Annotated in this window: 18 protein-coding genes; 8 read left to right on the top strand and 10 right to left on the bottom strand. The window is 65.7% G+C overall.

Annotation, left to right across the window (positions count from 1 at the left end; genetic code table 11):
* Window positions 1-29 precede the first annotated feature (29 nt).
* On the bottom strand, window positions 30-950 hold the full coding sequence (locus J2X57_RS17355) for a LysR family transcriptional regulator (protein WP_309869012.1): 921 nt from the start codon (window positions 948-950) through the stop codon (window positions 30-32).
* A 149-nt stretch (window positions 951-1,099) separates the two neighbouring features.
* Between J2X57_RS17355 and J2X57_RS17350 the strand changes: the two genes are divergently transcribed.
* A complete protein-coding gene (locus J2X57_RS17350) occupies window positions 1,100-1,963 on the top strand; it encodes an NmrA family NAD(P)-binding protein (protein WP_309869009.1) in 864 nt (287 codons plus the stop codon).
* A 4-nt stretch (window positions 1,964-1,967) separates the two neighbouring features.
* On the opposite strand, the gene J2X57_RS17345 is transcribed toward J2X57_RS17350, so the two are convergent.
* The 3 genes from J2X57_RS17345 to J2X57_RS17335 all read right to left on the bottom strand — a co-directional run bounded on the left by J2X57_RS17345 (window position 1,968) and on the right by J2X57_RS17335 (window position 5,701).
* Window positions 1,968-2,969: a copper resistance protein B gene (locus tag J2X57_RS17345; RefSeq protein ID WP_309869007.1), complete on the bottom strand. Its 1,002-nt coding sequence runs from the start codon at window positions 2,967-2,969 to the stop codon at window positions 1,968-1,970.
* The gene (locus J2X57_RS17340; RefSeq protein WP_043691543.1) at window positions 2,966-4,654 is read right to left on the bottom strand and encodes a copper resistance system multicopper oxidase; all 1,689 of its coding nucleotides are present in this window, start codon (window positions 4,652-4,654) and stop codon (window positions 2,966-2,968) included. The genes J2X57_RS17345 and J2X57_RS17340 overlap by 4 nt, the downstream gene beginning before the upstream one ends.
* A 90-nt stretch (window positions 4,655-4,744) precedes the next feature.
* Window positions 4,745-5,701 (bottom strand): fimbrial protein, encoded by a 957-nt coding sequence (locus J2X57_RS17335; RefSeq protein WP_043691540.1) that lies wholly within the window; start codon window positions 5,699-5,701, stop codon window positions 4,745-4,747.
* Between the two features lie 138 nt (window positions 5,702-5,839).
* Here J2X57_RS17335 and ligD point away from each other — a divergent pair, with 138 nt between their 5' ends.
* Window positions 5,840-8,401, top strand: coding sequence for a DNA ligase D (gene ligD / locus J2X57_RS17330; protein ID WP_309869004.1), 2,562 nt, complete (start codon window positions 5,840-5,842; stop codon window positions 8,399-8,401).
* Between the two features lie 47 nt (window positions 8,402-8,448).
* Entirely contained in the window at window positions 8,449-9,345 is an 897-nt protein-coding gene (locus tag J2X57_RS17325; RefSeq protein WP_036116782.1) for an acyltransferase, read from the top strand.
* Between the two features lie 34 nt (window positions 9,346-9,379).
* Here J2X57_RS17325 and bla read toward each other — a convergent pair whose 3' ends face one another.
* The 3 genes from bla to J2X57_RS17310 all read right to left on the bottom strand — a co-directional run bounded on the left by bla (window position 9,380) and on the right by J2X57_RS17310 (window position 12,089).
* Window positions 9,380-10,177: a subclass B3 metallo-beta-lactamase gene (bla, locus tag J2X57_RS17320; RefSeq protein ID WP_309869001.1), complete on the bottom strand. Its 798-nt coding sequence runs from the start codon at window positions 10,175-10,177 to the stop codon at window positions 9,380-9,382.
* 106 nt (window positions 10,178-10,283) lie between these two features.
* Window positions 10,284-11,372, bottom strand: a complete 1,089-nt coding sequence (locus J2X57_RS17315) for a PepSY-associated TM helix domain-containing protein (RefSeq protein WP_309868999.1) — start codon at window positions 11,370-11,372, stop codon at window positions 10,284-10,286.
* A gap of 96 nt (window positions 11,373-11,468) precedes the next feature.
* On the bottom strand, window positions 11,469-12,089 hold the full coding sequence (locus J2X57_RS17310) for a response regulator transcription factor (protein WP_309868994.1): 621 nt from the start codon (window positions 12,087-12,089) through the stop codon (window positions 11,469-11,471).
* 78 nt (window positions 12,090-12,167) lie between these two features.
* Between J2X57_RS17310 and J2X57_RS17305 the strand changes: the two genes are divergently transcribed.
* Both J2X57_RS17305 and J2X57_RS17300 read left to right on the top strand, forming a co-directional pair.
* Window positions 12,168-12,998 (top strand): DUF72 domain-containing protein, encoded by an 831-nt coding sequence (locus J2X57_RS17305; protein WP_309868992.1) that lies wholly within the window; start codon window positions 12,168-12,170, stop codon window positions 12,996-12,998.
* A gap of 27 nt (window positions 12,999-13,025) precedes the next feature.
* A complete protein-coding gene (locus J2X57_RS17300) occupies window positions 13,026-13,673 on the top strand; it encodes a DUF6348 family protein (RefSeq protein ID WP_309868990.1) in 648 nt (215 codons plus the stop codon).
* Between the two features lie 32 nt (window positions 13,674-13,705).
* Here J2X57_RS17300 and J2X57_RS17295 read toward each other — a convergent pair whose 3' ends face one another.
* The gene (locus J2X57_RS17295) at window positions 13,706-14,125 is read right to left on the bottom strand and encodes a putative toxin-antitoxin system toxin component, PIN family (protein WP_309868988.1); all 420 of its coding nucleotides are present in this window, start codon (window positions 14,123-14,125) and stop codon (window positions 13,706-13,708) included.
* A 7-nt stretch (window positions 14,126-14,132) separates the two neighbouring features.
* Entirely contained in the window at window positions 14,133-15,140 is a 1,008-nt protein-coding gene (locus tag J2X57_RS17290; protein ID WP_309868986.1) for an LLM class flavin-dependent oxidoreductase, read from the bottom strand.
* Window positions 15,141-15,336: 196 nt separating this feature from the next.
* Here J2X57_RS17290 and J2X57_RS17285 point away from each other — a divergent pair, with 196 nt between their 5' ends.
* Window positions 15,337-16,038: a pirin family protein gene (locus tag J2X57_RS17285; RefSeq protein WP_036116793.1), complete on the top strand. Its 702-nt coding sequence runs from the start codon at window positions 15,337-15,339 to the stop codon at window positions 16,036-16,038.
* A 26-nt stretch (window positions 16,039-16,064) separates the two neighbouring features.
* Window positions 16,065-17,501 carry a nicotinate phosphoribosyltransferase gene (locus J2X57_RS17280; protein ID WP_036118708.1) on the top strand — a complete coding sequence of 479 codons (1,437 nt, stop codon included), beginning with the start codon at window positions 16,065-16,067 and terminating at the stop codon, window positions 17,499-17,501.
* A 62-nt stretch (window positions 17,502-17,563) separates the two neighbouring features.
* On the opposite strand, the gene J2X57_RS17275 is transcribed toward J2X57_RS17280, so the two are convergent.
* Entirely contained in the window at window positions 17,564-19,540 is a 1,977-nt protein-coding gene (locus J2X57_RS17275) for a sulfatase-like hydrolase/transferase (protein ID WP_309868983.1), read from the bottom strand.
* 214 nt (window positions 19,541-19,754) lie between these two features.
* Here J2X57_RS17275 and mprF point away from each other — a divergent pair, with 214 nt between their 5' ends.
* The gene (mprF, locus tag J2X57_RS17270; RefSeq protein WP_239739922.1) at window positions 19,755-22,367 is read left to right on the top strand and encodes a bifunctional lysylphosphatidylglycerol flippase/synthetase MprF; all 2,613 of its coding nucleotides are present in this window, start codon (window positions 19,755-19,757) and stop codon (window positions 22,365-22,367) included.
* Window positions 22,368-22,371: the final 4 nt, after the last annotated feature.

The following is a 22,371-nucleotide window of genomic DNA, read 5'->3' as shown; positions in this document are numbered from 1 at the left end:
GGTTGTGAAATGCCGACTTAGTGCTCGTTTTATCCGGGTAGAATATCGTTATTCGTGACGAGGGACACACAAAAGTCCACGAATGCCCTGACCTTTGGCGGTGCGTGTCGGCGCGAGGGGTAGAAGGCATAGAGAGGGAAGGTTTCGCCGTTCCACTCGGGAAACAGTTCGACGAGCCGGCCGTCGGCCAGGGCGCTCTGGACACTGGCGGCGAGTACCTGCGCCACACCCGCGCCGGCCAGGCACACGGCGTACATCGTTCCCGAGTCGTTGACCAGCAAAGGGCCGGTCGTCTGCACGGGCACCACCTTGCCGCGCCGATGAAACTCCCACTCGAACGGGCGCCGGGTGACCGGATCGCGGAACTGGATGCAGCGGTGTGCCGCAAGCTCGGACGGGTTCGACGGCCGACCGTGCTTTTTGAGGTAGGACGGCGCGGCAACGGTCAGCACACGGGTATCGAGCAGTTTGCGCGCCACGAGTGAAGACGAGGGTGGTTCGCAGAAGCGTACGGAGACGTCGATGCCCTCGCCAATCAGGTCGCCAAGGTCGTCGCGCGTCACGATCTCAACCTCGAGACCGGGGTAGCGCGAAAGGAAGGCCTCCAGTCGCGGTGCCACGATCTGCCAGGAAAACATCGGATCGAGACTGACCCGAAGGCGTCCACGTACGGCCTGTGCATCGCCGGCGGCCGACCATGCCGCGTCCTCGATCCCCGACAGCAGAGGGCTTACGCGGTCGTAGAGACGCTCGCCTTCGTCGGTCAGGCTCACCGAGCGTGTCGTCCGGTGCAGGAGGCGCACGCCCAGGCGCGTCTCGAGCCGGCCGATGGCGCGGCTGACGCCCGAAGGCGACAGCCCGAGCGCCTCGGCGGCGCGGGCGAAATTGCCGGTCTCCACGACCGAGACCAGCACGGAAAGGTTGCCGAGAAATCGGCCATCGGTGGACATGGGGGGGCACCTTGCGGGTGAACGCACGGTCGGAGGATGCCACGTTCACTCATGACATAACATCATGAAAGAACTGCACACAGGTCGCTTCAGTCACGACTGGCCACTCACTAATCTTCTCCCGGTCCCCACGCCCCAGGAAAAAGATCATGTACGCCATCACCGGAATCACGGGCCAGGTCGGCAGCGCGCTGGCCGATGCCTTGTTCGCCGCAGGGAGGCCGGTCCGCGCCGTCGTGCGCGATGCGAGCAAGGCGGAGCCCTTCGTCGCGCGCGGCGCGGAAGTCGCGGTCGCCGAGCTTCATGACACGGCCGCTTTGTCGCGCGCCTTCAGCGGTGCCGAAGCCGTGTTCATCCTGCTCCCGCCGGTCTTCGATCCCGCGCCCGATTTTCTGACGGCCGAGGATCCGGCCATCGCGTCCATCTACGACGCGCTGCTGGCCGCCCGGCCGAAACAGGTGGTCGCACTGTCGACCATCGGTGCCGACGCGACGCAGGAGAACCTGCTGTCGCGGCTCACCCGCATGGAACGGGTGCTCGGCGGCCTGCCCGTTCCCGTCACCTTCCTGCGGGCGGGGTGGTTTCTCGAGAACGCGCGGTGGGATGTGGCCTCGGCCCGCGATGACGGCGTCATCGACAGTTTCCTGGCACCTCTGGACCGGAAGATCGCGATGGTTGCTACCAGGGATGTGGGCCAGCTGGCGGCGTCCCTGCTCGACGAACGTTGCGAAGGCCATCGCGTGGTGGAGCTGGAAGGAGCCGGGCGTGTCAGCCCGAACGATATCGCCGCGGCATTCTCCAGGGCGCTCGGACGTGACGTGCGTGCGCGTCTGGTGCCACGCGCCACGTGGGCCGCGCGATTCACCGCCGACGGCATGAGCAACCCAACGCCGCGGATGCGGATGATCGACGGGTTCAACGAGGGCTGGATCGATTTCGGCGCCGACGCGATCAAGGGGACCACCAGCCTCGACGTCGTCATGGCCGGACTGTTGTCGAAGCCGGTCGGCTGAGTGCCTAGAACCAGAGACGAACGCCGGCCACCCAGCGGCGGTCGGTGATGCGTTGACCGCGGCCCGAGGCCAGATCCGCCGTGCCGCCGGTCAGGTGCTCCCAGGCGACACCCACATACGGGGCGACGGACCGGCGGATTTCATAACGCAGACGCAGGCCGCCGTCGACGCTGGAGATGCCGGATCGAATGCCACGGGCGATGTCGTTCTTGCCGTAAGCGTTGAGCTCGATTTCCGGCTGGAGGATCAATCGCTGCGTAAGCAGCAGTTCGTACTCCACGCGAACCCGTGCAGCCGTACGCCCGCCCTGGCCCGCGTACGCGGTGGCCTCGACCTCGAACCAGTACGGCGCGAGGCCCTGCACGCCGAACGCCGCCCAGTTCCGTTTCGGGCCGGCGCCGATGTCACGCCGCACGCCAAGCTGCGTATCCCAGAACGTCGCGACGGCGTGGCTCCAGAGCACTTCCACATCACCGTCCTGCGGACGGCCGTCGCTTCGATCGCCCTCGCTCCGAACCCAGAGCTTGTCGCGATCGTTGCCGTACCAGCCCTCCGCCTCCCACGATTGCCCGTGACCACCCTGCCCCGCATAAGCCTCGAGGTTGTCGATCAGCAACATGCCCGTGGATGACGTGTCGTCCATGTCCATCATGCGCATATCGTGCGCCGACATCGGGGCCACGCCGTCGGACCAGTCGCCACTGCGCGCATCGGCCGGCGCCTTGCCGCCCTGCATGGGGCCCATTTCCATCCCCGCGTTATTGCTCGTGTGGCCCATGCCCGCCATGCCCGCCATGCCGCTCATGTCGTGACCGGCGTGGTCCGGCGAGTCATGCGGGTCCGCAGGCGATGCCGCGGGTGCGGACGCGGCCGGCGGCGGATCGTCATGCATCGTCGAATGATCCATGCCCTGCATGCCCTGCATGTCTTGCATGTCCTTCATGGACTGGGCCGCGACGATACCCGGCATCATCGCCAGCGCGACCAGCGCGGCACGCCACGTCATGACACCACCACTTCGCGGAACATGCCCGCTTCCATGTGATAGAGCATGTGACAGTGAAACGCCCAGCGTCCGGGATTGTCCGCCGTCACCGCATAGCTCACCTGTTGCGCGGGCTGGATGTTGACGGTGTGTTTGCGTACCTGAAACGCGCCGTCGGGAGATTCGATCTCGCTCCACATGCCGTGCAGATGAATGGGGTGATTCATCATGGTGTCGTTGACCAGCGTCACGCGAAGACGCTCGCCCGAGCGGAAATGCACCGGCTTCGCCTCGGAATATTTCAGGCCATCGAACGACCACATGAAGCGTTCCATGTTGCCGGTAAGGTGAAGTTCGATCGTACGCGAGGGCTCGCGCGTATCGAGCGCGCCGCCGAGGGTATGCAGGTCCGCATAGGTCAGGACGCGATGCGCACGATCGCGCAGGCCGACGCCCGGGTCGTCCAGGTTGGTGCGCGGCATGTCCACGCGCATGTCCACGCCGGCTCCATACTCGGAACGCGCGTGGCGAGCCATGACCATGCCGCTGTCATCGGCGGCGTCATCCGCCATCGAACCCATCATGTCGCGCATGGCCAGCCGTGGGCGCGGATCGAGCGGCGGTAGGGGGGCGGCCATACCCTCTCGCGGCGCAAGCGTGGCGCGCGCGTAGCCTGAGCGATCGATGGACTGAGCGAAGATCGTGTAGGCGCGATCGTCGCCCGGTTCCACGATGACGTCGTATGTCTCGGCCGCAGAGAGTCGCAATTCATCCACCAGCACGGGCTCGACGTCCTGACCATCGGCTGCGATCACACGCAGGCGCAGCCCCGGAATACGCAGGTCGAAAATCGAATTGGACGAACCGTTGATGAGCCGGAGGCGCACGCGCTCGCCGGGCCGGAACAGACCTGTCCAGTTGGCCGCCGGAGTCGCTCCATTCACCAGGTACGTGTAGGTCGCGCCGGATACGTCGGCAAGGTCGCTCATATTCATGCGCATGCGATTCCACATGCTGCGCATCGACGCGGCCTCGCCCAGGCCTTTGGCCCGTGCATCCCGGAGGAAATCGGATAGCGTCGGCTGTCCGTAGTTGTAGACGTCGCTCCGGGTCCGCAGCTTTGCATAGACGCGTTCGGGATCTTCGTCGGTCCAGTCGCTGATCAGGAGAACGTAGTCCCGATCGGCGACGTGACGCTCACCCTCTTTCGGCTCGATGACGATCGCGCCATACAGGCCGCTTTGTTCCTGAAATCGACTGTGCGCGTGGTACCAGTACGTACCCGACTGCCGGACCGGAAAGCGATAGGTGAAGCTGGATCCTGCCGGGACGCCGTCGAAACTGATGCCAGGCACGCCGTCCTGATCGGCGGGCACGATCAGGCCGTGCCAGTGGATCGATGACGTCGTGTCGAGATGGTTTTTCACGTGCAGGCTGACGGTCTCGCCCTCCTTCCAGCGCAAAGTCGGACCCGGAACGCCGCCGTTGACCGTTACCGCACGGCGCGCCCGGCCCGTGAAGTCCACGGAAGCTTCGCGAATCTCCAGGTCCATGGCGTTGCCGGCCAATAACGACGCCGGCGACATCGGCTCCGTGGCCCAGGCTGGCCGGATCAATCCCAACCCGAGACCGACGCCCGCCGTAGTCAGCCCCTGCACGAACCGGCGGCGCGGCAGAAGGATCGAAGGGACATCGGAACGGCGCATGTCGGTGGGCTTTTTGGCGGTCGAAACCGCAGCCTAGCGATGGCACGACCTGATCGACAACTCTGGACGTGGCTCCTGGCGGTTTCGACCTCAGCGATAAGCCACATTGACGGTGATGTGAGCATTGGCGACACCGGGAGCGATGTCCGCCCCCGTCGTCCGGTACCGCGCCCGAAACCCCAGCTGCTGCCCTTCCGTGCGGACGGGCAGGACGAGCGGAGTCGGGTTATTGGGGAGCGCCTGGGCGTCGGGGTCGTCGCTGCGTAGCTCGATGGCGACGCCTGTCGCCGCCCCCGAGCCGCTCAGCTTGAACAGCGACGCCTCGTTGGCGTCGGGCGTGCCGGTAAAACTCATCAGCATCTGCGTGGCGTTCGTGCATCCTGTGACGACCAGCGACTGCGTCGCCCAGTGACTGCTGCCCGCCAGCTTGAGATCGCGTGCGTCGACATTGCCGAGCGCGAAGACGAGGTGCCTGGAGGCGAAGGCGCAGGTCGGTCGTTGCGGCTCGATACGCGCGTCCATAAGATCGACCCAGACCTGAGACTGGTCGTCGTATCCGGCACGTGCCAGCGTCCCGGTAGACAGGTTACCGCCCGTGGTGACCTCGCCCGTCTTGATCAACTGCACGCGGAAGTGAGCGTTCGACAGCTGACCCTTGAAGGTCCAGGGGATGAATTCGCGCTCCGGAAGGACACGCTCACCGTAGCTGCTGTTGAAGAAATAGACACGGATGCCGACACCGGGCACGTTGGTTTCATAGATGTTGTCGCCCAGGGCACTGGGTGAGCCGAACAAGGCCAGGCTGCCCGTACGCGTCGGCTTGATGCATTTGAACTGGGGTGCGTTCCACGCGGCTGTGCTCTTCTCCGCGAGCACCGTACCGCGCGCGGTCTCGGCCGGCACGGATACCGTCCCGAAGGAAAGGGCCTGACCGACGCCCTGCGACGGATGGGTGACGCAACGTGCCGATGCCGGCCCCGGTGTGACGGACGCGGCGACAGCCATGACGACGGCGAGGAAGGAAGCGCGGCAGGGGCAGGAGCACATGAGGGGACTCGCTCGGGAATGGGCCCGGCCACTCTGCCTGTCAGCCCGACGCGACCCCATACGGCGATTCTGAAAATGGGATGTCGGCGCCCTGCCCGCTCCACGGCGCATTCACCGCACGTCATCAATGATCGCGGGATGAGCCTGCACGAGTACAAGCGCAAGCGAAACTTCGGACGTACGCGCGAGCCGGCTCCCGAAGGCTCCGCTCGCGCCGGACGTGCCATCTTCGTCGTCCAGCTGCACCATGCTTCACGTCGTCACTTCGATTTTCGTCTGCAGGTAGGCGATACGCTGCGCAGCTGGGCCGTGCCCAAGGGCCCGAGTTATGACCCGAAGGTGAAGCGCCTCGCCGTGGAGGTGGAGGATCACCCGGTGTCTTACGCGGACTTCGAAGGCGATATCGCCGAAGGGTATGGCAAGGGTCATGTCGATCTTTTCGACCGCGGCGTATGGGCAACCCGTGGCGACGCCGAGGCTCAGCTGCACAAGGGACATCTGGTGTTCGAGTTGTTCGGCGAACGGCTCAAGGGAACGTGGCACCTGGTACGCAGCGGCAGGAAGGAACGCCAGCCCGCATGGTTCCTGATCAAGGCCGAGGACGCGTATGCCGGCGATGTCGAAGCCGACGACCTGCTCGATGCGACGATGCGCGAAAGCACGCGTCGTGCCGCGAAGACCCCGGCGAAGCGCAGTGCGGCCGCCCGGTCCACGGCTCGCGACAAGGTCGTCCCGAAGGTCCGCAAGGTGTCCACGGCCGTGCTGACGAAGGCGGCGGTGGCGCTCGACGGCTCACGCAAGGCAAAGGCGTCCGGCGACTTCTTCGCTCCTCAGCTTGCGCGTCTGCGCGAGGTGCCACCGCAGGGCGACGCGTGGCTGCACGAGGTCAAGTGGGACGGCTATCGCATCGTTGCGACACTGCTCAAGGGGAAGGCAAGGCTGTGGTCGCGTAACGGGTTGCCATGGAACGAGCGCCTGCCCGAGATCGTGCAGGCGCTGGAAGCGCTCGGCCTGGACAGCGCGCGCCTCGATGGCGAACTCATCGCACTGGATGGCGAAGGCCGCAGTGACTTCAACGCGCTGCAGCGCACCCTGTCCGGTGAGGCGCAGGCGCCGCTGGTCTACATGCTGTTCGACCTCCCCTTTATTCAGGGACACGACCTGAGTCGCGTGCCGTTGATCGAGCGTAAGGCACTCCTTCAGCGCCTGCTCGCTCATGCACCCGCCCACCTTGGTTTCAGCTCGCATACCGTGGGCCATGGCGACGATGTCTTCGCCATGGCGATGGAGCAGAAGCTCGAAGGCATCATCGCCAAACGTGTCGACGGGGGTTACCACGGCGGGCGCGGCGACGACTGGCAGAAGATCAAACGGCTGGAGAGCGACGAGTTCGCCGTCGTCGGATACACGCCGGCCAAGGGCTCGCGACTTGCGTTCGGATCGTTGCTTCTCGCGCGACCGAACGGAAAAGGAAGCTGGACCTACGTAGGTCGCGTGGGCACGGGTTTTACCGATGCGATGCTGCGCGACCTCGGCGACACGCTGGCCAGAGGCGGCACAAAAAAACCCGGGGTGCGCATCGAGAACATCGACCCGATGCTGCGTGGCGCGTTATGGGTCCAGCCCACTGTCGTCGCCGAAGTCTATTTCCGCGGCATCGGCAGCAAGACACTTCTGCGTCAGCCTAGCCTCAAGGCCCTGCGCGTCGACAAGTCCGTCGAGGATCTGGGCGACAGCGATCGCGCGTCGTCGGAAAAACGCAGTGCCGACAAGACGACGAAGCGAACCGGGAAGAAGGCGGCGTCGAAACCCGATCCCGCCAGGACGATTACCATCACCCATCCGGACCGTCTCGTCTTTCCCGCTGACAAGATCAGCAAGCAGGACGTCGTCGACTACTACAAGCACGTCATGCCATGGCTGCTGCCCGGCATCCATGACCGCCCGACCTCGACCATCCGCTGTCCCGGTGGCATCGACTCGCCGTGCTTCTTTCAGAAACACATGGTGGCGGGCCTTGAGCACACGGGTCAGGCGAAGCTCAAGGAGGAGACGGGTGCGCAGGCGGTCTATCTGTATCCACGTGACGAGACGGGCGTCATGGAACTGCTGCAGTTCGGCGCCGTGGAGTTTCACCCCTGGGGCTCGCACGTCGACAGTCCCGATGTGGCGGATCGCGTCGTGTTCGACCTTGACCCGGGTGACGACGTCGCGTGGTCGCGCGTCGTGGCCGCGGCACGGATGACGCGCGGTTTCCTTGCCGACCTCGGACTGGTGTCGTTCGTTCGCACTACGGGAGGCAAGGGCCTTCACGTCGTCGTCCCGCTGAATCCCGGCGCGGCGTGGAAAGAAGTGAAGGCTTTCGCGCGCGGGTTTGCCGAAGCGCTCGCCGCGGCGCACCCGCTGGAGTTCGTCGCGACCGCGACCAAGCGATTCCGGCAAGGCAGGATCTATGTCGATTATCTGCGCAACGGACGCGGCGCCACCGCTGTGGCGTCCTACTCGCTGCGGTCGCGGACCGGCGCCCCCGTGGCGGTACCGCTGCGCTGGGAGGAGCTTGGCAAGGTGCGCTCAGGCGCGGCGTTCGACATCCGGTCCACGCCTAAGCGGCTGGCCCGACTGAAGAAAGACCCCTGGGAGGGAATCGACAGCGTGAAACAGAGCCTGGATTCGGTCACCCGCAAGCTGGCGGGTCAATGAGCGCGCCGACCCTGTAAACTGCGCCATCTCCACCAAGCCGGCCCTTCATGCTCGCCTCGCTTCCCGCCTTCCTGCGCATACCCCTCGCCTGCGTGCTGCTGCTCGCCAACACGGTGCTGCATGTGACGCCGTTGTTTCTGCTGACGCTGGTGCGCCTGATCCTGCCCTTGCAGGTCCTGCGCCGGGGCGTTTCGAGAATGCTGGTGTGGATCGCCGAGAGCTGGCTTGGCTTCAATGGCTGGATGTTCGGCGTATTCACTCGCACGCGCTGGCTGGTCGAGGGCGACCAGGACCTCAGTCCACGTGAGAATTACCTGGTCGTGTGCAATCACCAGAGCTGGGTCGATATTCCGGCGCTGCAGAAAGTGTTCAACCGCCGCATTCCGTTCATGCGCTTCTTCCTGAAGAGCCAGCTGATCTGGGTGCCGCTGCTCGGACCCGCCTGGTGGGCGCTCGATTTCCCCTTCATGAAGCGTCATTCACGCCAGGAACTCGAGGCCAGGCCGGAGCTGCGCGGCAAGGATCGCGAGGCGACGCGTCGCGCGTGCGAAAAGTTCCGTCACCTGCCGGTCGCGATCATGAACTTCACCGAAGGCACGCGATTCACGCCGGCGAAGCACGACGCGCAGGGTTCGCCGTACAAGCATCTGCTGCGTCCCAAAGCGGGTGGCGTCGCGTTCGTCATCGACGCGATGGGCGATGCGATACGGCAGATTCTCGATGTGACCATCGTTTACCCCGATGGTCCGACCTCGATGATGGACATGATCGCGGGACGCATCCGCGAGATTCGCATCCACATCCGTCGCATCCCCATCCCGTCCGCCATGCGCGGCGATTACGAAGGCGATGCCGTGTTCCGCGAGCGCTTTCAGACATGGGTCAACGAGCTCTGGGCGGAGAAAGACGCGCGCATCGCATCGATGCTGACGCGGCAGGTGTAACGGCCCCGCGGCAAGTGGCGACGGAGATGCAGCGTCAGTGAGCCGTCTCTTTCGCCAGGCGCTCTTCCAGTTTCCGCCTGCCTGCATCGGCGTAGGTGGCGCAGGTCTTGCCTTCGGCCTGTTCCGGGTGCGGCGCGAGCAGCACATCGCACGGTTGTAACGCCCCGAGGCGCTGGATGGCTTGCCGGTAAGCCGTGACATACGCGGGATGATCCGCAAAGCGATAGCCGTCCGCGGCGAAGGCGCCGAGACTATCCGCGAACACGATCTGCTTGCACGCCGCGCCCTCGCACGATTGCCATGTCCACGCCGTGCCTCCCGGCGTGTGTCCCGGCGTGAGGTGCGCCGTCAGCGTGAGTGAGCCAACGCGGACGACGCTGCCTTCCACGATGTCTCCCGTCGCTTTTACCGCGGGATACAACGGTGCTTCCCCGTGCTGCGGATCGTCCACGTCGTTGCCGCCAAGAGCAAGTTCCCTGGCGGCCGCCGCCGTGGCTCGCACCGGTGCGCCGGTATCGCGCGCCAGCCTGGCGATACCGCCCGCGTGATCGGCATGCGCGTGCGAGTTGAGGATCAGCTTGATGTCCTCGATGCGGAAGCCGAGCTTGCGGATATTGGCTTCAACCAGCGTCGCGTTCTCCGGCAGCGTCGCATCGATCAGCACATGGCCCTGCGGTGAGGTGATCAGGATCGAGGACAGTCCCCTGGTGCCGACGAAGTACGTGTTGCCATAGATGACATGCGGCGCGACCGGCTCGGTCCACGCCGGGTTCATGGCCGCGGAGGCGGGCAGGGCGATACAGGCGGCGAGGGCGGACAGGGTGCGGCGCATGGTGTGATTCCCTGGGACTGGAGATCCGCAGGATAGGGCGCCGCGCGGGACCGTGGAGGGGCGGGATTCTGTCGCGGCGATGGCACGGAATGCGCGGTGCCGCGGCTTACCGGTCCCTGGCTTTAGGCCTTCGCTGACGTGCCCGCCAGAACAGAAACCCCGTCACCAGCAGAAACATCGGCAGCAGGCCGGTGAAACAGGCAACGACGCGCCAGAGCAAGCCACCCACGGCGGCGGAATGGATCGGGAACAACGCGTTGGCCAGGCGGCCGCCTGGCCCCAGCTTCGTCGCATCGTCGCCGCCCAGCACGGTCGCCGTGGCAGGGTCGATCCACAGCGAGCTGCGGCCGGCGCGATTCCATTCCCCGGGACGGCGGATACGGGCCACCACGGTACCGCTTTCCTTCGACGGCAGGATCAGGCGGGTGATCACGGCATCCGGCGCGGCGGCCTGCGCCGCCACGAGCACGCGGGCCCAGTCGATGCTTACGGAGGCCGGGGCGACCTTCGGCGGTTTCGGGCGCGCCGGCTCGCTGAAGGCGGCGGCGAGACCGTTACGCACGGCGCCGCGGTAAGCCATCGTGGTGCCGGTACCGATCATCACGATGAGCAGGGGCAGGGCGACGATGCCCACCGCACGGTGGAAGCTTGCCCAGCGAAGGGTGGGCGGATTCGTGTGCGGCTTCAGATGCCTGATCGCGCGCTGGCGGCCCGGCCAGTACAGCCACACGCCGGAGAAAAGCATGAAAAGGCCCGTGAAGGCGACCACGCCCAGCACGGCTTCACCGACCTCGCCCGTGAGCAGGTGCGTGTGCCAGTCGAGCAGCATCAGCAGGGGATCGCCAGCCAGCTTGCGCTTCAGCAGCAGCTCGCCCGTGCCTGCGTCGTAGTACGCGCGATCGCCGCCGCGTTCCTGGGCTTCCCACACGGGAAGTTCGGCGTCGGGCAGCGAGACGCCGCGCATGCCCTTGCCCGCGGGTGAAGCGAGGATGGCCGAAAGCCCATGCCCCTGACTGGCCAGGTCGGGCAGGGGCCGGTCGGCGAGCGCGGGGTGGCTGCCGACGAACAGCGGCTCCTCGAAGAGCAGCACGCTGCCGGACAGGGTCACCAGCGCCAGCAACAGGCCCAGCGTGAGCCCGAGCCAGAGGTGCAGCGTTTTCAGCCAGGCACGAAAGCGGCGCGGGCGAGCGGTCATAACGAGAGGGCCACCGGGCGTGCGGAAAAGCGGCCATCGTAAGTGCGAATGATTCTCAGATCAAATTCATCGAAGGACAGTCCCCGGGCTGACGCCTCAGAGTTCGATGATGCCGCGCCGAAGCGCGATGGCGACGGCATGGGTGCGGTCGTTGGCCTGCAGCTTCGCCAGGATGCTCTTCATGTGCGCCTTGACCGTTTCCTCGGCGATGCCGAGTGAGGAGGCCACGTCGCGGTTGGCCTCGCCGCGGGCCACGTGAGTGATGACCTGGGTTTCGCGCGGCGTGAGTTCGTCGTCCCCGGCATGACCGGCCATTTCCTGGGCGATCTCTTCCGGCACGCGTCGCTTGCCGTCCATGATCTGATGGATGGTGGTCAGCATCTCTTTGCGCAGCTCGCTCTTCAGCAGGTAACCCTGCGCACCCGCGCGAAACGCACGCAGTGCCTGCACGTCGCCGCGGTAGGTCGTCAGTACCAGGATGCGGGCGTCGGGGAACTCGGCGCGGATCGCCTCGATCGCCGCGATGCCGCCGATACCGGGCATCTGCAGGTCCATGAGGGTAAGGTCCGGGCGATACGCCCGGTAGCGTTCGATGGCTTCTTCACCGCTACCCGCTTCGGCCACCAGGGTGAGCCCGTGCTGGCCTTCGATCACGGCCGCGATCCCCTCACGGAGGAGCGGATGATCGTCGACGGTCATGATTCGGATGGGTGTCATCGTCCCAGTATCGCCGAAGCGTATGCGCCGGCGCATGTAAAGACGTGCTCTCCACCATGGCCTTGCGAGCATCGCCCGATGGCGACGAAACGTTCCAAACCGACGAAAAAGGCCCCGGGCCGCCTGTATACGGGCATGGGCGGTTGGACGTTCGCGCCCTGGCGCGGGCCGTTCTATCCGGAGGGGCTGGTCCAGAAGCGGGAGCTCGAATACGCCAGCAGGCAGGTGTCGGCCATCGAGATCAACGGTACCTACTACCGATCGCCCGATATCGACACGTATCGACGCTGGGCTGCGGAAACGCCGGAAGATTTCGTCTTTTCGGTGAAAGCGCCGCGGCATATCGTGCAGAGTCGCGCCCTCGCCTCGACGGGCGAGCGGATCGGGCGGTTTCTCGATGGCGCCATCGGCCTGGGTGACCGGCTGGGAGCCGTGCTCTGGCAGTTCCTGCCCACACGCAAGTTCGATCCCGACGATATCGCCGGCTTCCTCGACCTGCTGCCGGATCGTCATGAGGGCGTGGCATTACGCCACGCTGTCGAGGTGCGCCACGAGAGCTTCATGGACGAGCGCTGGCTGACGCTGGCCCGGGACCGTGGCGTCGCCACTGTGTTCACCGATTCTCCCGATCATCCCTCATTCGCGGATCTGACCGGCCCCTTCGTCTACGCGCGGCTCATGCGCAGCCGGGCCAGGGAGAAGCACGGCTATCCCGCGAAGGAACTGAAGGCATGGGCTGCCCACGCGGCGGCGTGGACGGCAGGCGACGACCCGGCTGACCTGCCGCATGTCGCCGAGCCGCAGGCGTCCGGCCAGCCGCGCGATGCCTTCGTCTTCTTCATTTCCGCCGCCAAGGAACGCAATCCGGCGGCCGCTGTCGCGCTCGGCAAGCTCGCCGACGACGCATAATTACCCCATTCCCCGAACGGACGAACCATGGACCGTCTTATCCAGAACCACCTGATCGACCTTTTCGCCGAACACGAGGTAGGCCTCGAGCCGGACGAAGACTGGCTGCTGACCGAGGGCGACGACTTTCCCGCGCTGCGCGGCATCTGGCATGAAGGCAAGGATGGCGGCATGGGCCGCCTGGACATCGACATCGTCCTGGACGAAGAGCGCACGATCGAAGAGAGCTTCGGTGGCATCGGCACGGGCAAAGCGGGTTGCCGCGATGCGCTGGACAGCTTCGCGCGTAACGATTTCTACGTCGTGCTGGCCGCGTGCTGGCATCTGGTCGACAAGCGTAAGCTGGCCGTGCATGAGCTGACCGCCGGCGCGCATCGGTTTACCGTTTACGTCGGCGATTTCACGCTGCGTGGTGAGCAGGATGCGCCAGTGCAGATTCCGGAGGACGGGTTGTCGGCTCTCGAGGCGGCGATCGCCACCGCGCCGCTGACGAACGACGTGCACTGGATTCGCATCTTTTACGGCAACGTGGGCGACGGTAAGTCGCAGGTCGAGGTGTTGCTCGACAACGAGCCATGGGCGGCGGGGCACAAGGCGATCGCGTCCGTGGAATGGCCGAGGCATGAGGCTTATTACAGTTTGCGGAATTTTATCGCGCTGGTGCCGGTGGACTGAGGTAGACGGGCTTTCGCGCGCGGGGCGCGCTCCTACGGGGTGCGTTGCCAGTCTTCGGGTTTCAGGATCTGGAACCAGCCTTCGCGCGCGGTTCGTTTGCCTAGCTTCAACACCTCGGCGTCGCGGGAGAACAGCACCGCGGCGCCGGATGCCATTGCCAGTTCGAGAAACTTCTGGTCGTCCGGATCGCGGCAGCGTGGCGGTTTCACAGCGGGCACTTCCGTGGGCAACACCGCGACGAGGCGATCGAAGAACATCTCGGCCGCCATGCGTCGCGCCTGTTCCAGCTTCAACGCCCGATAGTCCAGCACCGCCAACCATTCGTTGCGGCAATCCGCGCGCGTCACCGCCTCGACGTCGCCTGACTCGATCGCCGCAAGCAGCGTCGCGGCACGCGGATCGCCGAAGACGAACGCGTCGAGGCAGACGTTGGTGTCCAGGACGACGCGCACGTGAGCCTCAGGCCGCGGCGCGAGCGGCCAGCACCGCGTGCTGCGCGGACACGATGCTGTACGAGCGCTTGCGTGCTTCGTGATCGAAGATCTGCGCGGTGATGATCAGCTCGTCGGCACCGGTGCGCGCGATGAACGCCTCGAGCCCGTCGCGGACGCTGTCGGGCGAACCGACCACGGCACACGACAGCGCATGGTCCACCTGCGCCTTCTCCATCGGCGTCCACACGCCCTCCATCGAATTCACCGGCGGCGGCAACAGACCCGGTGCGCCACGACGCAGATTCCAGAACGCCTGCTGTTGCGAGGTGAACAGCTTGCGTGCTTCGTCATCCGTGTCGGCCGCGACCACGTTGATGCCGAGCATCGCGTAGGGCTTATCGAGCACGGCGGACGGACGGAACATGTGCCGGTAGACCTCGAGCGCCTTCATCATCATGTCGGGCGCGAAATGCGAGGCGAAGGCAAAGGGCAGGCCGAGGTGCGCGGCGAGCTGCGCGCTGAACAGGCTGGAACCCAGCAACCAGATCGGCACGTTGGTATCCATGCCCGGCACGGCACGCACCGTCTGACCAGGCAGCTGCGGGCCCAGGAGCATCTGCAGTTCCTGCACGTCGTCCGGGAAACGGTCGTCGCTGGGCCCCATGGAGCGACGCAAGGCACGGGCCGTGCCCTGATCGGTGCCCGGTGCGCGACCCAGACCGAGGTCGATACGACCCGGGTATAGCGAGGCCAGCGTACCGAACTGCTCGGCGATCACCAGCGGCGCATGGTTGGGCAGCATGACGCCGCCCGAGCCTACGCGAATCGTGCTCGTCCCTTCCGCGATATAGCCGATCACGACCGAGGTGGCCGCGCTGGCGATGCCGGTCATGTTGTGATGCTCGGCCAGCCAGTATCGGTGGAAACCCAGTGACTCCGCGTGGCGGGCGAGATCGCGCGAGTTGCGCAGCGATTCGCCCGGGTTGGAGCCACGGGCAACGGGGGACAGGTCGAGCACCGAAAACGGAATCATCCGCGAACACCTCAGAAAGTGGGGAGGCGGACGGACCGCCCATGCGTTCCAGATGGGCCGCGAGGACCCGGATTGCAACCCTCAAGAGGTCGTCCGGGAAACGATCCGTTCCGGTGAACGATGCGCCGCAACGCGTGCGGAAGAGGAAAATACACCCATTCACTCATCCAGTCCGGTAATCCCGGGGGAGCACGACATGATCGACGTCCGCAGCTTCGCCAGCCTCGGCGGCGCCAACCACGGTTGGCTCGACGCGAAGCACCACTTCTCGTTTGCGTCGTACCACGATCAGAAACGTATGGGCTGGGGCGCGCTCCGCGTCTGGAACGACGACACCATCGCCGCAGGCACCGGTTTTCCGGCGCACCCGCATTCGGACATGGAGATCATCACCTATGTGCGTGAAGGCGCGATCACCCATGAAGACAGCCTGGGCAACAAGGGCCGTACCGAAGCCGGCGACGTGCAGGTCATGAGCGCCGGCACAGGCATCCGTCACGCCGAGTACAACGCCGAACCGGACGCCACCCGGATCTTCCAGATCTGGATCATCCCGGACGGCGAGCGCAAGGCGCCGTCGTGGGGTACCCGTCCGTTTCCGAAGGGCGAGCGCTCGGGCCAGTTCGTCACCCTGGCCAGCGGCATGGCCGGCGACGGCGACGCCTTGCCGATCCGCACCGACGCCCGCGTGCTGGGCGCCAGCGTCAAGGCGGGCGAGACGGTGGAATACGCGCTGGGCGAAGGTCGCTACGCGTATATGGTGCCGGCGGCCGGTAGCGTCCAGATCAACGGCCAGGCGCTGAACAAGGGCGATGGCGCCGCGATCCGCGACGAGACCCGCCTGAGCATCACCGCGACGACCGATGCGGAACTGGTCCTGGTGGATACCGCGGCCTGAGTCGCGCCGGAGGTATGCTGTGGGTCATGACGACCCACAGCACCGCGTATCTCGACAACCCCGTTCTCGACACCGACAGCTACAAGGCCAGCCACTGGCTGCAGTACCCGCCCGGGACGGACGCCACGTTCTTCTACGTGGAGTCGCGCGGCGGCACGTATGAAAGCACGGTGTTTTTCGGCCTGCAGGCCATCCTCAAGTCTCAGCTGGGGCGCATCGTCACCCACGCCCATGTCGACGAGGCGCGCGACTTCTTCGCCGCGCATGGCGAACCTTTCAATGAAGACGGCTGGCGCCGCATCGTGGATGTCCACGGCGGTCGCCTGCCTGTACGTATACGCGCCGTTCCGGAAGGCCATGTCGTGCCGACGCACCAGGCGCTCGTCACGATCGAATCCACGGACCCCGAAGCCTACTGGCTGCCGTCTTACCTCGAGACCCTGCTGCTGCGCCTCTGGTATCCGGTGACGGTTTCGACCATCAGCTGGCAGGCACGCCGGACCATCCTGCACTACCTGGAGAAAACCTCGGACGATCCCGCCGGACAGATTCCCTTCAAGCTGCACGACTTCGGCGCGCGCGGCGTCTCCAGCGCGGAATCCGCCGGCCTCGGCGGCATGGCGCACCTGGTCAACTTCATGGGCACGGATACGGTGTCGGGCGTGCTCGCCGCACGTGCGTTCTACGGCGAGCCCATGGCGGGTTATTCGATACCCGCCGCCGAGCACAGCACGATCACCAGCTGGGGTCGCGAACACGAAGTGGACGCCTACCGGAACATGCTAAGGCGCTTCGCGAAACCCGGGTCGCTCGTCGCCGTCGTGTCGGACAGTTACGACATCTATCACGCGATCGGCGAGCACTGGGGCAAGACACTGCGCGACGACGTCATCGCCTCCGGTGCCACCGTCGTCATACGTCCCGACTCCGGCGATCCGGTCGAGGTGGTCCATCGCTGCGTCAGCCTGCTCAACGACGCCTTCGGCAGCACGGTCAACGCGAAGGGTTACCGCGTGCTCAACCACGTCCGCGTGATCCAGGGCGACGGCGTCAACCCCGGCAGCATCCGGGCGATCCTCGAACGACTCAGCGCGGCCGGGTATTCGGCGGACAACCTGGCCTTCGGCATGGGTGGCGCGTTGTTGCAGAAGCTCACCCGCGACACGCAGAAGTTCGCCCTGAAATGTTCCGCCGCACGCATCGACGGCGAGTGGCGCGATGTCTGGAAAGACCCCGTCACCGATCAGGGCAAGATGTCCAAGCGCGGCCGCATGACGCTGGTGCGGCACCGTGAGTACGGCAGCTACCGCACCGTGGCGCTGCCGGACGGTGCGGTCTCGCTACCCGCCGATCAGCTGGAACACGGCTGGGAGGAAGCGATGGTCACCGTCTGGGAAAACGGTGAACTGCTAAGCGACTGGAGCTTCGCCGACGTACGCCAGCGCGCCGCATCGGGCCGCTGACGCGACCCATCGGTCGCGACACGGGGCTTGCGGGCACGCTGGTGTCGCGACCAGGGTCGCTCCTACAAGGAGCCGGGTGAGGTTGTCGCGGCCGTCTGGTGGGGCGCTCCGTGCTTCATCAGGCCGTTGGTAAACAGATACGCCGCCGACTGGTAGTACGTGATCGCCGCATCCGCGTCCGCCTGATCGAAGGTCTTCACCGGCGTGGCATCGCCCGTCGCCCGCTGCGGCAGCATTTCCTTTACCGGCTGGCGCGGCACCAGCGAGGTCAGGGTCTCACCGTGCAGGTAGCCCAGCTCCTGATAGGTGCTGATGAAGGCACGCTCGCGGCCCGGCTCCAGCTTGAACAGGTCATAGCCGTAGAAGCGGGACGTGTAGCTGAAATGCAGCAGGCCGAGGATCGTCGGCGGGATATCGATCTGGCTCATGAGCCGATCCACGCGGCCCGGTGCGATGTGTGCCGGCGAGTAGATGTACAGCGGGATGTGGTAACGATCGACCGGCAGGCTCGTCTTGCCCGCGCTGGTGGCGCAATGGTCCGCGGTGATGACGAAGATCGTGTCCCTGAACCAGGGTTTCGTCGCGGCGCGCCTGAGGAAGTCACCCAGCGCCCAGTCCGTGTACGCCACCGCCGCGGTGCGACGGCCCTGGGGCAGGTTGACGCGCCCCTCGGGGAAAGTAAACGGGCGATGATTGGACGTCGTCATGACGTGGCCGAAATACGGCTTGCCTTTGGCATACGCGTCGTCCATACGCTTGATCACCAGCGTGAACAGATCCTCGTCGGCCACACCCCAGACGTTCTCCGTGTGGATGTCCTTGCTGTCGATGGCATTGCGATCCACCGCGGTATAGCCATTGCTGGCGAAGAAGTGGTTCATGTTGTCGAAGTAGCCATAGCCGCCGTAGAGGAACTCGGAGGCATAGCCCTTCGCGTTGAACACGTCCGCGAGCGACCAGAGGTTTTCGTTGTCCGGGCGCTTGACGATGGATTCGCCCGGGGTCGGCGGCACGGACAGCGCCAGCGCTTCGAGCCCGCGCACCGTACGCGTACCGTTGGCATAGAGCTGGCTGAAGAACAGGCTCTTCGAGGCCAGCGCATCCAGGTTGGGCATCAGGTGCTTGTGCTTGCTGACATCGAGGCCTTCGACGTAGTCGCCGGACAGGCTTTCGACGCTGATCAGCACGACATTGAGCTTCTGCTCGGGGCCGTCACCGGCGATGGTGCGCGTGATATCCATCGGATCGTCGCTGGTGAACGTCGCGTCCGGCGTCTTCAGCTGCGCGCGGAGGTTGGCGAACATCGCCTTGTCCGGCAATGTCGGGTAGTACTTGGCATAGTCGAGTTCGTTTTCGCGAAACGCGGCGAAGAACTGGTAAGGCCCGTTACCGGCCAGTTCGTTGACGTAGTTGTTGTCCGAGCGGTCCTTCATGGAGCCGTCGACGGCGAAGCTGACGACGACGGTCAGTACCAGCCAGACGCCGACCACCGCGCTGCGCGCGCCGAAGCGCGAACCATCGTCTCGCGCCGCCAGCGCGTGGCGGCTGAAGAACATCAGGGCGATGGTGGCGGCCAGCAGCATGAGCGACCAGGTGACGATCGGGTACGACTCGCGGATGTTGCCGACGACCTCGTGGGTGTAGACCAGATAGTCCACCGCGATGAAGTTGAATCGCGCGCTGAACTCACCCCAGAACACCAGCTCGGCCGCCGCCAGGTAAAGCACGAAGAAGGCGAGCACGAAACAGAAGCCGAGGAAGATCCGCTGGCCCCAGCGCGAGACGTAGGCGCGCCGCGGCAGGAGCCAGAGCACCAGCAGCATCGGCCAGGCGAAATAGACGAACTCGACCACGTCGTAGCCGAAGCCGACCAGGAACAGGTACAGCCACTTGGCCGGGCTGGCCGGAACCTCGTGTCCCGTCTTGATCAGGAGGACCAGGCGGACGAGGAAGGCGACGCCGACGAACAGGATGCCGAACCACAGCAACGGCCGGAAGCGCTGGCGAAGGGCGCCTGGCGCGGAGGAAACAGGGGTCATGACGCCTCGCAAGAAAAAGCCGGCCGGTGCACGGCCAGGATCGGCCATGAGCGTATGCACGCGGGCTTACGTCTGGCTTTCCCGGAGCTTAGTTCCAGCTTCGCAGGATAAAGATGCGATTCCGGCCTCGCAGGAAAAGCCGATCTGCCGCGAGAACGCGCCTTGTGGCAACCTACGCAGTCTTAGGATCGATACGACTGGGAGCCACGGCACCGTGGGAGAAGAAACAAGGGCGGAGCTCCCGACGACCGATCAACCCCTGGCCACCAAGCCTGCGCTGTACGCGACGCTGATCCGTCGTGCCGGCGGCCCGTTGCTGTCCGTCGTACTGCTCTGCCTCGCCCTCTGGGCGCTCAAGTCGATGGCCAGCGAAGTGACCTACCGCCAGATCGGCGGCTATGTCCACGCGCTGCCCAACAGCGATATCGCCCTCGCCGTGCTGCTGACCGGCGCCGGTTTCGCCGTGATGACGCTTTACGACTGGTTCGGTCTGGCCAGCGTCGGTAAACGGCTGCCGCCCAAGCGCGTGGGGCTGATCTCGTTCATCAGCTATGCCTTCTCCAACGCGCTGGGCATGTCGCTGCTCGTTTCCGGCTCGATCCGCTACCGCTTCTACGTGCAGGCGGGCCTGACGCCGGGTGAGATCGCCCGCGTGGTGCTCTATACGACCCTGAGCTTCTGGCTCGGCCTGTGCGCGCTGACGGGCGTCACCCTGCTGCTGGTGCCCATTCCGCCGGACGTGCCGCTGTCGGGCCTGCGCATCCCTCTGGCCATCGTCCTGTCGCTGGTGCCGCTGGCCTGGTTCGTCGCCTCGGTCACCGTGCGCCGCCCCATCCGTATCTGGCGCTGGGCGATCAACACGCCGACGCCGGCCATGGCGGCACGGCAGATTCTGATCGGCGCGCTCGACTGGGGCCTGGCGGCCGGTGTGCTCTACGTGCTGATGCCGCAGGAGATCTCGGCGGGTTTCGGTCACTTTCTGGCGATCTTCGTGCTGGCCCAGATGGCCGGCCTGATCAGCCATGTGCCCGGCGGGCTGGGTGTGTTCGAAGCGGTGATGCTGGCCGGCTTCGGCGCGACGGGTAACCACGGGCTCGAGGCTCCGATCCTCGGCTCGCTGACTGTCTTCCGCGCCGTCTATTACCTGTTGCCGCTGTGCGCGGCGACCGTGCTGGTGGTCTGGAGGGAGATCCGCGCGCTGCGCCACGCCGCCCTCATCACGCCGTGGTTCAGCGGCCTGTTGCCGCCGTTCTTCGCCGGGCTGACCCTGGTTGCCGGCGCGGTCCTTCTGTTCTCGGGTGCCACCCTGGCGATCCCCGGGCGCATGGAAATCCTGCGCGGCTTCGTCCCGCTGCCACTAGTGGAGGTCTCGCACTTCCTTTCCAGCGTCGTCGGCATGATGCTGCTGATCCTCGCGCGCGGTCTGCAGCGCCGCCTGGACGCGGCCTACGTCCTGACGCTGGTGCTGCTGGTACTCGGCGCCGTCCTCTCGATGCTCAAGGGCATCGACTACGAGGAGGCCACGCTGCTGTCGTTGCTCGCCCTGGCGCTGGCACCGGCCCACCGCCATTTCTACCGCCGTGCGTCGCTGTTCCGCGCCAGCTTCTCGCCCGGCTGGGTGCTGGCCATCGGCGCCGTACTGGCGTGCTCGACCTGGCTGGTCTTCTTCAGCTTCAAGCACGTCGAATACAGCAACAACCTGTGGTGGGAGTTCAGTTTCCGCCACGGCGGTGCGCCGCGGGCACTTCGCGCGCTGGTCGGCGCCATGGCCGCGCTGCTGTTGTTCGGTCTGGCCAATCTGATCCGCCCGGCGCGTACCCGACGCACCCGTCCCGGCGAGGCGGAGATCGCGCGCGCCTTGCCGCTGGTGAAGTCGTTCGACTCCGCCCAGGCCCATCTGGCGCTGGTCGGCGACAAGATGCTGCGGTTCGCACCGGACGACCGCGCCTTCATCATGTACGACGTGGAAGGACGCAGCTGGGTCGCCATGGGCGACCCCGTCGGCACCGACGAGGACGCGCGCCGTGAACTGGTGTGGAGCTTCCGCGAGGAATGCGAGCGCGCCGGCGGCTGGCCCCTGTTCTACCAGGTGCGCCCGGAAGATCTGGACCTGTATCTGGATGTGGGCATGAGCCTGCTGAAGATCGGCGAGGAAGCACGGGTACGGCTGGAAACGTTCAACCTCGACGGCAAGTCGAAGAAGACGCTGCGCGGCACCGTGAACAAGTTGCAGCGCGACGGCCTGCGCATGGAGATCGTTCCCGCCGAGGGCGTACCCGCGTTGCTGCCGCGCCTCAAGGCGATTTCCGACGCCTGGATGCACGACAAGAAGGTCCGCGAGAAGCGTTTTTCCCTCGGTCTGTTCGACGAGCGTTATCTTTGTCGCACACCGATGGCCGTCGTCTGGCAGGGCGACGAGCCGGTCGCGTTCGCCAACATGTTCCTCACCGAGTCGATGGAAGAAGCCTCCGTGGACCTCATGCGCCACCTTCCCGACGGTCCCTCCGGCATCATGGACTTCCTGTTCATCGAGCTGATGGTCTGGTCGAAGGCTCAGGGCTATCGCTGGTTCAATCTCGGCATGGCGCCGTTGTCCGGCTTGCAGAACCGCCGTACCGCGCCGCTCTGGAGCCGTTTCGGCGCCATGGTGTTCGGCCGCGGTGAGCGCTTCTACAATTTCCGTGGCCTGCATCGCTACAAAGACAAGTTCGACCCCGAATGGGAACCGCGCTATATCGCGGTGCCCGGCGGTATCGCGCTGCCGCTGGCCCTGGCCAACGTCGCCAGCCTCATTTCCGGTGGCATCGGCGGCGTGGTCCGCCGGTGAGGAA

Source organism: Luteibacter sp. 1214, from assembly GCF_031455395.1.
Lineage (GTDB): Bacteria > Pseudomonadota > Gammaproteobacteria > Xanthomonadales > Rhodanobacteraceae > Luteibacter > Luteibacter mycovicinus.
This window is presented reverse-complemented; position numbering and strand designations above follow the sequence as displayed.